Here is an 11,413-nt window from a genome sequence, read left to right as displayed (position 1 = left end):
TCCCATATCCTGTGCCTGATGATATTCGTGTTCCTCGGGTCGGAAGTTTGCCTCCAGCTTCCTTCAGATTCCACCTTGCAATGGACACCCTTGCTCTTGGCTAGTGGTTGGCAACTACAAGCCCCCACAGCGGACTTTCACCGCCTAGTTAATCGCCATGCGTGGCGCACATAAAAAGAGACCTACATAACTGTAGGTCCTAACTTAAGCGGATGATGGGAATCGAACCAACGCTACCAGCTTGGAAGGCTGGAGTTCTACCATTGAACTACATCGGCATTTATGAGTGGTCGGGAAAGGCCCGATGATCATCGGGCCTTTATTCAGTCGGCGAATACTAAGATGGAATTTCTTTGAAAATTAATATTCTACTCCGATCACGTCATCATTTACATCGTCATAACGAATTTGTGTTGTAGTTTCAACCATAAACCCTTCTGTATGCTCATGAGCAGCAGTATCTTCATAAATTGTTTCAGGATCTCCGTCTGTCTCAATATCAATTTTCTCATTGGGCATTCTCGATTCCCTCCTTATTGAGTATAGGTTATCTTTTCCAATGTGCAATTATTATTATTCATAGACTGTTGCAACTCATTGAATTTGAGCAAACGGTTCTGGTGCTTGCCAAACGAGTCCGCCAATTATGGCGGGCTTTTTGAATAGGTGACTTTAACGCATTACCTGCTCATTCAACTTTAAAACCCCACCAGCCGATGCCGATGGAGGGGTTCCTTTGAAGAAGGGTATATCGATTCGGGGGCGACAGTATATCTTCGTTAGGCTTGTACATATTATCCAAATGGAGGTGATATTCAATGACTGTAGCATCACAAGTGAAAACAACTCTGGCTTCGCTTAAAAGTGCTCAAGCAGGCCTCGAAACATTTGCTTTGAGCACACAAAATCAGGAAGCGAAAACCTTGTTCGAAAATTGTGCAAAGCAAACCCAGCAAATCGTTGATCAAGTAAGCTCGCGTGTACAGCAGTTGGAAAGCGAAGAGCCACAGTATAAGGGATTCTAGGAATTAATAAAACGAAAAGACCCGAGGCGATGCAGCCCGGGTCTTCGCTTTTTGTACCGCGAAAGCGCTAAACGGTCGGCGATCCGAACCTTAAATGATGCCGATCTCATCTCAATCCTTGGCTCAGGAACGGAGTAATTTATCATATTCGGTTTCAATTTTTTATGCCCCTAGTGGTACTCAAAAAACTTTTTTCCGAAATATAGAAGCCCTACCTGTCATGACGGCGATTCGTTGCCGGCTACGTCGATTACTCTCACAAAATGCTCGTAGTCTCCACTAAATGCTGCAGTGTCCGCCGGCAGCATCTCATTTAGCAAATAAAGCGTAAGGTTCGTGGTCGAGATCGACATGACATCTTCACGACAAGCAAGAGCTCGAAAACAGTTCACCTGTTTTTAGCCGCGATAAAAGGCTTTTACAAGTACATAATGCGTCTGAAAATGTACCAGTTTCTGAATCCTTTGATCGATCTTGAATGGCAGGAAAACCAGAGAGAGCAGCCTGGCGTGCTCCAAGGTAAACCAAGGATGCCTCAAGCGGCTGGAACAGAGGAACCACTCTCATTCATGAAAATAAGCCGCCATATTCTCACACCACACTCTTTTTCAAAGACAAAAAAATGGACTTCCCATAGCTTAGATCAAGGGTGTCCATATATGGTGTGTAAAACTATATCAAAATACAGTGATAGCAAGGCTTCGACAACACTTCTAAGCAATAAATATTAAAGCTTCTTCCACCGTCCACTTCCCTTCGCCCGACGAATGCATGATGCCCTTTATCGTATCTAATTTAGCGCCATTCGAAAACGCGTGCTCGGTAAGCTCCATCAGCCAGGAACGAATAACAGAGCCGTTATTCCATACTCGAGCGACATCTTCATATATATCAAAAAAGAAATGCGATCCCAGCTTTTATTTTAATACATCAATCAGTATGTCATCCGACATCGGCGAAACAAATATGAACGATTTTAAGGTCAACCAGTTTTCCTGGTTGACCACTTTGGTTTAGGGTGGCGTATACATTGGAAGCTGATTTAGATCCAAGCGATTACGGAATTGGATTTGATATTGCCTTGGAGTCAGTTTCATATACTGCTTAAACAGCTTGTTAAAATGGCTCAAATCATTAATACCTAGAACTTGGGCGATATGAATGATTGTTGTCGGTCTCTCGTAACAGTTTGAGGGAAGCGTGAATGCGTACCTCGTTACGGGTGGACATTATTTGAAGGAGCTTGGCTTATTTGCATTATTTTGCTTCGTTCTTTTCCGTGAAAAATAGGTACAGGTGTGAATCCAAACTTTTCTTTGCAATCCTTGCACATAAGGATGTTTTCCTTCAATTCATTGAAATTCATTTTACAGCTCCCACTCTCTATGACAAATGCACCATAGAAATATTAGACGCACCAATAGGCAAATCCTGCGTTATTCTGCCAGTTAGTTTAATCCCCTAGGTTGGTCAATAACACATTATATGAAATCATAATTTACTTGACTGACTTCAATTTTATCACCAAGGGGGCGACCTTACTGTAGCCCTCATTTCACAGCCCGTCGGAAATGATATAATGTTCTTGTCAATTTCGGGAATGATATAAAGTTCTTGTCATTTGGTTTTGACAAGAACTTTATATCATAAGACAAAAAAACCGCGTATTAGGGACTGTTGACAAACAGCAATTCACATCTAGGTGATACAATATCTGGAATTAAAAACGCTGATGATCCACTATATATTGTAGTGAATCATCAGCGTTTTGTTTAGCCGAGACTTTGTCAACAGTCCCTATTATGCGGCTTGTAATGTATCAAGTTCTTGTCACCCGACAGTTTTCAATATGAATGATGTGTCACACTATATAGTGTTTGTGTTTACTGTTTAAAAAACTAAGTAAAAAAATCCGTTCCTCTATTCAGTGAAAACGGTTAGTTTTGTATGATGTGTCACATTATATACCGCAGGCATGCATTTCTCGAGTTCAATTGTAATATTTCTTGATTTCACTGGTATTTTTCGAACTCTTCTTTCAACCAGAGCTTATTATTTTGTGCAATGTATTGTTCCGTTTGGATTAACAACTCCACAAGCTGAATGATAAGGTAGTTTATTACCCTTACAATGGCCAATCAAACGTCACTCCATTTTGGGCTGCTTCTGAAACTCCGAATCCCTTGGCTTTTTATGGAAAGCAAGGTGCTAGAGTTGGTTACCCAATCACAATTAGCGGTTCTTTCGAAAATAGATTTACCTTCATCAGCGGACAAATATCCGGGCCGTCAGGTAGTGTAGACTATTATCTAGTTGACCGAACTAAAATAGCTAATGAAGATCATGGGTTTATGTTGGTTCCTAAAGGGCCGCTTCAATGGAACACCGCATATACGGTGACGGTTAGTTTTACACAAAGTATGATTCCTGAGGGAACTCCACCAATAACAAAAAATAATACTTGGAGTTTTACTACCGCGCTTCTGGGTCAATCGCCGAGCGAATCCCCTTGCTCGACAGCAAACGTTCATCTTCCACAATCTGTTTTGCGATATGCAGTTTCTTCGCTGACGGCTCCCTCGTGGTCAGGCACAGCTGCTCGACCTTTTCTCCGAGATCTGCCAAGTAGCGCAGCATGATTCGCTCCGCTTCAGGCTCACTACTCTTCACTTTGTCATAATTGGAGCATTAAAACTAGCGATCTCCGTGTTTTCTTTATCAATCTTCAGAATAACCATGGTGATGTCGTCTTTTTGCGGCAATCCATCCGTAAAATTATGAAGGGTGTCCACGACAACGGACTCGATCTCGGATACTTTTTTATATACATTCTTCCGAAGCAGCGCAATAAGCCGGTCAATTTTAAACATTTCGCCTTCGCGGTTTTGAGCCTCGACGATCCCGTCCGTATAAAAGAAAATCAAATCATCCTCTTTAAGATGGATTCGTTCTTCTTTGTATATCTGCCCGGGAAGTCCGCCAAGCATGACGTTTTTGAGGTTCGGAGGTTCAAATGCCTGCAAATCGGAACGGATAACTACCGGCAGAGTATGCCCCGCATTAGCATATATCATTATGCCTGTATTCGGGTCCCAGTCGGCGCAGAACACGGTAACGAAGGAATTTAACACCCTCAAATCCTTGTACATGGCGTTATTCATCGCCGTAAGGGTTTCCCCGGGACCTTGCGTCGATTCCGCCGCACTGCGGAAGGCTCCTCGCGTCAGGATCATCAGCATGGCAGCCGGAATTCCTTTCCCCATCACATCGCCTATCACGATGCGGAGCCTGCCGTTAGGAAGAGGATAAAAATCGAAATAGTCGCCTCCGATCAGCCGTGCCGGAATCGACACTCCAGAAACCTCACCTGCCTTTAGCTCCGGCTTTTCTCCATTTAACAGCTTGGTTTGAATATTCCGCGCCAAATGAATTTCACGCTGCAGTGCTGCGTTGTGGGAACCGATTTCGTCTTGGGAATGGAGCAAAAATCGACGAGAATACATCCTCTATAGGCCCCCTTTCAAAAGAGCCTCCATAATTCTGAACACCCCTACCGTTTCAAACAAATCACGGGTGCTGTCGTTTAATCCTGTAAATTCGACATCAAGTCCTCGTTCCTCCGCAGTATAAATGATCGAAATCAACGAACCGATACCCGTAGAATCAATAAAGTCGATATTGGTGAAGTCTATCTGTATTTTGTCGATATTTTCCGGAATATCGAGCTTAAAGCCATCTATGGTCGAATAATCCATCAGACCAAACAGTTTAAGCATAAAGGTTGAAGCGTTTATACTTGCCTCAATTTTCAGAGACATTGCGGGACCTCCATCATGACCGCAGATGCAGGAAATTTCAGTCCGACTGCGGTAAATTTTTTTAGAAAGTGAATTTTCCAAGCTGCTGCATCAGGGAATTCGAAAGATTGGAAAGCTCGCTGGATTGCCCGTGCAGAGACTTGATTAAATCGGAAAGCGTGATCGTGATCTCCGTCGTATTATTTGTTCTGTCTTTGGCCAGGTTACGCATTCCGTCCACTTTATCGAGGATTTCTTTTGCATTCGGGTTTTCCTTCTGTCCTTCCAAATGCGCTTCAATCTGATCCAGAAAATATTGAATATCTTCAATGGATTCCCTTGATTTGGCGGTCGTTTCCATCGAGATCGTGTAGACCTTCTCGACCGATTGGTTCGCTTCCACCTCCAGCACGGCTGAGACGATTTGAGCCTTTGTCGCTTTTTCGTACGTAGCCGTCAGCAGCTGATGAAGGGCGTCGGTCATGGTGTTTACGGAATGGGACAGCGCCTCCAGCTCCCCTTTGTCGGACACATCGCTTTTCACGGTTAAGTTGCCTTTTTCCAGATGATTTATTTGCTGAATAATCTTCTGTATGTTCCGGTAGATCCGGGTAAAAAAGCTGGCCGTCAGCATAAACAGCGCTACAAGGGACAGCAGACCAAAAATGATTAATAATATCGAATGGCGATACAAAGGCGCACTAATTTTTCCGTAATCCAATGCGATATATACGACCTGATCCTTCTGGACAGGCATAAACATTTTGTAAAGCTTTTTTCCGTTAACTAATTGTATGGAGGTATCTTTGACAGGCTGATCCGCCATTTTTTTTAACAAATTTATATCCCGGTCGGTTTGGTATTCGTGTTCGCCGTTTACGACTCTTTTTAAGGGCGGGTACAATTTCTGCTCCAGCGCGGGATCCGCAAACACCTTCGGAGTCAGCACCGCCGCTTCAACCACATACGGATTTTCCTGCTTTAGCTTCGGAATCCATGCATCCGGACCTACCTGCCGGATAAACTGGTTGACCTCGCCTGCCTCGATATAGGGGTTGATGACATATGAGGTTCCTGGAGGATGATAATAAGCGTATTTATAAAATGCGGCTTGCTCCTCATGTGAGCCCGATTGAGCAATTGGAAGCACCACCATATTGTTTTCTAAATACGTCGCTCCGGGAATCGGAGGTTTTCCACCCGCCAGAAGCATTGTGCCTGCCTCGTAGAAACCGACTTTTTTCATGCTAAACCCGATTTCCGTCGGGTCCGTGGAAGCGACCCCGACAATGTCGTCGCCCTTTCGGGTTAAAAGAGTAATTCCCGCGATCCCCAGCTGGTCCCGAATGGTTTTCAGATCATCGTTCCGAATCGTGTCGGGTTCTTTTCCTTTCAGCAAATCTGCGATATGTTTCGAATACGAAATCAATTTCAAATCGATTTGATGTTCAATGGCGGCGGATGCCGCGATCGTTTCTCCCATCCCGTTATTTACGCTTTGTGCCGCCAATATTGCTTGGCTCTCGGTCTCTTGCGAAATTTGTGTGTTGATTAAATATAACTGAATGCCGCCCGAGACAACGGCCGTGACGATCAGGACAAGAAGCATACGGATTAAAAATTGTCTTTGCAGCGAGCTTTTTCGTTGAATCATTCCGTCTTCTCCTTTCTTACTTGAGAGCAAACCAGCTCATGGCCCGCTGCCTGATTTCGGCCAATCGGTAATTGCAGCAATGCCCCTCTTCCTCATATTCAGTCAAGCTTTTGCCGGCAGGCAGACTTTCATACAATTGATACATGTCGGAGGAATGCACCATCTGATCTTTTTTCCCATGAACGACCATAACAGGCGAACGATATCGCAAGCTCTTGAAGTCTGGAATCGCCCTTTGCTCCGGGATTAACGTACAGGAATAATCCATCCGCTCCAGAAAGTAAGCCGGAAGCTGTAGCCTCTCAAATTGTACGGCAGGACTGCAGGCAACCGTCTTCTTGACCAGCGGGTGACAGCTTCCGTAAACGGCCCATGACGCCCCCAGGCTTGTGCCAAACAAATAAACCGGCAGTCCCGGGAATTCATCCGCGGTAAACTCAATCAGGTTATCCATAAAGGACTCCCATCTGGTTTTCGTACCTCTTAGGCCGTTAAAGGTATAGGTTTCTCCTTGTCCCGGTCCGTCAAAGCTTACGGTAATATATCCGCCTTGATTAAAATCCATTTCATATTTAAATAATTCCTCTTTCGTCGAGTCAATCGGATTGACGATAATAATACATCCGCGCGTCTGAGAAGGAATTCGAATTCTACCCGGGCATTTATTATTTTCGACTTCAATCTGTTTGTACCACGTTTCGATGGGCGATAATAAATCTGCGGAATGAAAGGCACGGATACAGGATGAGTACCATCTCCTTTTTTCCGTATTCCGATCCGGATAGATCCAATGAATCAGATTATATCCAAGCGAGGCTGCACGGTACATGTATTCCGCCTCGCCCAGCTGCTTCTGTTCTTTAAGCCGTCCGGCGATCGTTTCCATTTTATTGGATACGGATAGCCAACCTTCGCTCCAGCCTTCGATGGTGGTAATTCGGCTGCGGATATTAGTTAATTCATCGCGGTCTATTCCATGAACCAACCACCTCTCCCAAAAGCCATCGATCAGCATGGATGTCCGGAGCGTTCTCGCGATTACATCATCGGCATTAGACAATACTTTCATGTTTGGCACCTTCTTTCCCATGAAAAACGAGGATGAGGGTGGAGCCCCTGGAAGAAGTGGACAGCAGCACCTGCTCCGCCATTTTCATCATTAATGTGAAGCCCTGCCCCAGCGACTTTTTGGTTGAATAACCAGCCATCAGCGTCGTATAGGGAAGTATTTTTAACGGAAAGCCCGGACCTGTATCCTCCACCAGCACATGCAGGGAAGTTTTAGCGTCGACGATAGTAAGCTTTCCTTCGTTTGCGTGTTTGAGAACGTTCGTAATTGCTTCGGAAATGAGCAGCAAGTGACTCATGATCGAGGACGCCGAAACACCAAGCTCGAGCAGGCTTAGCTTGGCTAAATCCCTGGCCCTCGGGATATCGGATCGTTCTTTAATGATTGCTTCACAAATGATGTCCCCCTGCCTGAAGGAACTGACTTCCCCTTCCCGAATCAATAGGAATTTTTTTTGCGTGACGGCGTGCAGAACATCGCGGTATACCCGCCATACTGCCTCATCCTCGTGCTGCTCCATCGGTTCTGTGTTTCCGGGTGGAAAACAATGACGGATCTCCTCTTTCACTTCCTCATAAACCTTAAGCAGGTACTTATGATGTTTATCCGATAACGGCATTTCCTTAATTGAGAGATAAACATCTAGATCCTTCTCCACCCATTCAATCAGGCAGGAGGCCAGATAGATCAGATATTTTTTTTCATCATCCGTTAACGCTCCCGCTTCCCGGCATTCCGTCTGAAGCAACTGCCTCATCCGGCTTGCAACCCATTCGATTGCCGATTCCCTTTGATGTTCACGTAAGCTTCGCATGGAAGGGGGAGGCGGCAGCTCTTGCGATTGAACATTTGTATCGTGTCCTCCAAGACCAAAAAGCTTTTGGAGAAAAGTCTTCACAACGTATGGGCCACCTCCTGCGAAATTCCAAGCGAGCTGAAGCCCTTCCCGGTCGAGGTTCTCACCAACTTAATTATTATGATTAGTAAATCATTTCCGCCGCTTCATACCTATCACCGGCAATTCTTATTTTCCAGGTCAACAACCCGATTAGGAATACCTTCCTAGTTGAAGCAGTTTCTCCATTTGAACTGAGGTCAGGGGAGGATGCAAATAAAATCCTTGGACCTCATCACAGCCGGACTCTTGCAGGAAATGAAGTGTTTCCTCACATTCGACCCCTTCCGCGACAACCTTTCTATTTAGGGTATGAGCAATAGAAATTACGCTTTGAATAATGCTGGAATGAACCGAATGTGTGTGAATATGTTTTACGAAAGATTTATCGATTTTCACATAATCAAACGGAATCTCACTTAAATAAGACAAGGAAGAATACCCTGTACCAAAATCATCTAATGAGATCGTTACACCTAAAGACTTGATTTGATTTAATTTAACGATAACCGTATCAAAATCAAACATAGGCAAGCTTTCCGTGATTTCTAAATTTAGAAACTCCGGACTCAGCCCAGATTCGGCTAGAGCATATTGAACCCGGGTGACGAAATCCTCCTGTAAAAACTGCTGGACGGACACATTAACGGAAATGACCAGCGAATGTCCTTGATTGCTCCATTGTTTTGCTTGCTTACAAGCCGTTCGCAGCACCCATTCGCCAATAGGAAGTATAAGTCTCGTTTCCTCGGCTACGGGAATGAATTGATCGGGCGAAATAATTCCCATTTCGGGATGCTGCCAGCGGATTAATGCTTCCACACCAAGGATTACTTTACTTTGGACATTGTGTTTGGGTTGAAAATGAAGCTCAAATTCATTAAATTCAATGGCTTTTCGAAGCTGGGTGCCGATCCATGCCTTCCTTTCGTTTTTTTCTTCCAATCGCTTGGAAAAAAACTCATATGTATTTCTGCCCTTTTCTTTAGCGGCATACAGCGCGGCATCAGCTTGTTTGATCAGCATTTCCGCGAAATTGCTGTCCTTAGGGTACATACTAATTCCTACACTCGGAGTAATATCCAAAAAGGTTCCGTCGATTTCATAGGGTCTAGATAGCTTTTCAATCATCTCTAGTGCAATGGAAGCTGCATCTATCTCCTCTATATCCGAAAAAAAGGAGATAAATTCATCTCCGCCTTGTCTGCAAAAAATCCCCCTATTATTCACGGATACTAACCTTTGCCCGACTTGTTGAAGCAGGAGATCTCCAACGGAATGCCCAAACGTATCATTGATTGCTTTGAAGCGATCCAAATCGATAAACACGAGCATGCCGGTTGCATGCTGCTTAAGCCTTTGTTCCAGTAATCGCTTGAAATACAACCGATTGGGAATAGCCGTAAGGATGTCGTGATTGGCCAGATAGGTGACGATGGCCTCCGCTTTTTTACGTTCTGTAACGTCACGAATAATCAATAACGAAGATGTTTTACCGTCGATTTCTATCGTGGTTCCGATCGTTTCTGCATCGAAGATAGAGCCGTCCACCCGCAGCAGCTTCATCTCTTCCCAGCTTAACGTTTCTCGCTCAACCGTAACGGTTCGGCTTCTCTCGCGAGCCAGCTGATGGAATTCAGGGTGTACAAACGCCAAAACGGGTTTGCCGTAAATATCTTCAGGATCGTTAGTTCCAAAGCATTTAGCGGCTGCATCGTTCATGTAGACAAATTTCCCCTCAGAGTAAACAATGATCGGACTGGGCGACAATTCGACCAGTTTTCGATAACGCCGCTCACTTTCTTCCATTTTCCTTTGCGCTTCCGCTATGTCAGTCATGTCCCTAACTATGCCGAATACTCCTACAATTTCGCCGTCAACATAGATCGGCAAATTGGTTACGTCGAGATCAAGCATTCTTCCCTTTTTATCGATTCCTCTGGTGGCATATCTCTGGATATTGCCTTCAGCAGCCAGTTTAAAATGGTTGGCCGTGTCGGGAAGATCCTCTGCCAACACAAAAGGCTTGAAGGAAAATCCCTTCAGCTCATTCGTGTTATACCCGAGAAGCTTCTCGGTAGCCGCGTTTGCTCCGGTAAAATTTCCGTGTAAATCAAAGGAAAACACGGCGTCCGGCAGATGATTAAACAGCGATTTGAAATGCTGTTCCCGATCGCGCAATTGACGTTGAACCTTTTTCAGTTCGGTAATATCTTTAGTGATTCCATAAACCCCGACAATCTCGCCATTAACCTGAATAGGGATATTGGTCACATCCAACTCAAGACAACGGCCCATTTTATCTATTACTGTGACTCCATACCTTTGTTTTCTCCCCCGTTTCGCTTCATTAAAGTGATTCATCGTTCTGTTAATATCGGTTGGGGAAATCAGGGGCATAAAAGGCATACCAAGTATTTCTTGTGCGCTGAATCCGGACTGCTGTAAAAACAAGGAATTACAGTCAGTAATGCGGCCTTCCAAATCCAAAGTAAAAACAGGCTCCGAATGATGCTCATATAATGATCTAAGGCATTGCTCGCTATCCCTAATCCTTATCCTGCTGTTAACTAGACTCGTAATATCTCGATAAATAGCAATGTAAGATGTACTTTGCAAATGTTCAACTATTGTAAGTGAAACGGAAACGTGAACGTCGCTGCCGTTTCGGTGCATGCGTTTTGTAATATAATTAGAGACATGACCTTCCGTTACTAGTTTTCGATGCAGCTGATTCCCTTCATCGCGCTGCCCGACTGAAAAGATTGGAATTTCATTATGGTCTTTTCCAGCGAGGTCTAAGAATTCCCAGCCGAACATCGTTTGAAAAGCCGGATTTGCCATGATGACCTTTGTATCTTTATCACAGATTAAAACACCGTCCGTGGTGCTTTCCAGAAAGCCTTGAAACAAGCTGTTTATTGGACCAAATTTCTCATCCATTATATTTACAGCCATGAGCCTTGCCCCCTT

General features: G+C 44.4%; 11 protein-coding genes and 1 pseudogene. 1 reads left to right on the top strand and 11 read right to left on the bottom strand.

Translation table 11 applies throughout. The features are described 5' to 3' along the window. Positions 1-360 precede the first annotated feature (360 nt). Entirely contained in the window at positions 361-519 is a 159-nt protein-coding gene (locus FPZ49_RS35910) for a hypothetical protein (protein ID WP_186445970.1), read from the bottom strand. 299 nt (positions 520-818) lie between these two features. Between FPZ49_RS35910 and FPZ49_RS20935 the strand changes: the two genes are divergently transcribed. After that, positions 819-1,025: a DUF1657 domain-containing protein gene (locus FPZ49_RS20935; protein WP_144850573.1), complete on the top strand. Its 207-nt coding sequence runs from the start codon at positions 819-821 to the stop codon at positions 1,023-1,025. 218 nt (positions 1,026-1,243) lie between these two features. Here the strand turns inward: FPZ49_RS20935 and FPZ49_RS36930 are convergent, their stop codons facing one another. The 10 genes and pseudogenes from FPZ49_RS36930 to FPZ49_RS20895 all read right to left on the bottom strand — a co-directional run bounded on the left by FPZ49_RS36930 (position 1,244) and on the right by FPZ49_RS20895 (position 11,398). Beyond that, complete coding sequence (locus FPZ49_RS36930; protein WP_261381517.1) at positions 1,244-1,378, bottom strand: hypothetical protein; 135 nt, start codon at positions 1,376-1,378, stop codon at positions 1,244-1,246. A 375-nt stretch (positions 1,379-1,753) separates the two neighbouring features. Then, positions 1,754-1,933 (bottom strand): annotated as a pseudogene (locus FPZ49_RS20930) (phosphogluconate dehydrogenase (NAD(+)-dependent, decarboxylating)); the annotation flags it as partial. 105 nt (positions 1,934-2,038) lie between these two features. After that, a complete protein-coding gene (locus tag FPZ49_RS37535) occupies positions 2,039-2,188 on the bottom strand; it encodes an AraC family transcriptional regulator (RefSeq protein ID WP_391563847.1) in 150 nt (49 codons plus the stop codon). A 1,309-nt stretch (positions 2,189-3,497) separates the two neighbouring features. After that, positions 3,498-3,662, bottom strand: a complete 165-nt coding sequence (locus tag FPZ49_RS35905) for a hypothetical protein (RefSeq protein WP_222429938.1) — start codon at positions 3,660-3,662, stop codon at positions 3,498-3,500. A gap of 29 nt (positions 3,663-3,691) precedes the next feature. Continuing rightward, positions 3,692-4,528 (bottom strand): PP2C family protein-serine/threonine phosphatase, encoded by an 837-nt coding sequence (locus FPZ49_RS20920; RefSeq protein ID WP_144850571.1) that lies wholly within the window; start codon positions 4,526-4,528, stop codon positions 3,692-3,694. 3 nt (positions 4,529-4,531) lie between these two features. Beyond that, entirely contained in the window at positions 4,532-4,843 is a 312-nt protein-coding gene (locus FPZ49_RS20915) for an STAS domain-containing protein (protein ID WP_144850568.1), read from the bottom strand. A 61-nt stretch (positions 4,844-4,904) separates the two neighbouring features. Next, positions 4,905-6,476, bottom strand: a complete 1,572-nt coding sequence (locus FPZ49_RS20910) for a methyl-accepting chemotaxis protein (protein ID WP_144850566.1) — start codon at positions 6,474-6,476, stop codon at positions 4,905-4,907. A gap of 16 nt (positions 6,477-6,492) precedes the next feature. Continuing rightward, positions 6,493-7,545, bottom strand: a complete 1,053-nt coding sequence (locus FPZ49_RS20905) for an alpha/beta hydrolase (RefSeq protein ID WP_144850564.1) — start codon at positions 7,543-7,545, stop codon at positions 6,493-6,495. After that, positions 7,529-8,443, bottom strand: a complete 915-nt coding sequence (locus FPZ49_RS20900; RefSeq protein ID WP_144850562.1) for an ATP-binding protein — start codon at positions 8,441-8,443, stop codon at positions 7,529-7,531. The genes FPZ49_RS20905 and FPZ49_RS20900 overlap by 17 nt, the downstream gene beginning before the upstream one ends. Before the next feature lie 150 nt (positions 8,444-8,593). Continuing rightward, positions 8,594-11,398: a bifunctional diguanylate cyclase/phosphodiesterase gene (locus FPZ49_RS20895; RefSeq protein ID WP_186445967.1), complete on the bottom strand. Its 2,805-nt coding sequence runs from the start codon at positions 11,396-11,398 to the stop codon at positions 8,594-8,596. Positions 11,399-11,413: the final 15 nt, after the last annotated feature.

This window comes from Paenibacillus cremeus, assembly GCF_007786445.1.
Classification (GTDB): Bacteria; Bacillota; Bacilli; order Paenibacillales; family NBRC-103111; genus Paenibacillus_G; species Paenibacillus_G cremeus.
The sequence above is the reverse complement of the archived record's forward strand: the minus strand, read 5'-3'. Positions and strand labels throughout refer to the sequence as shown.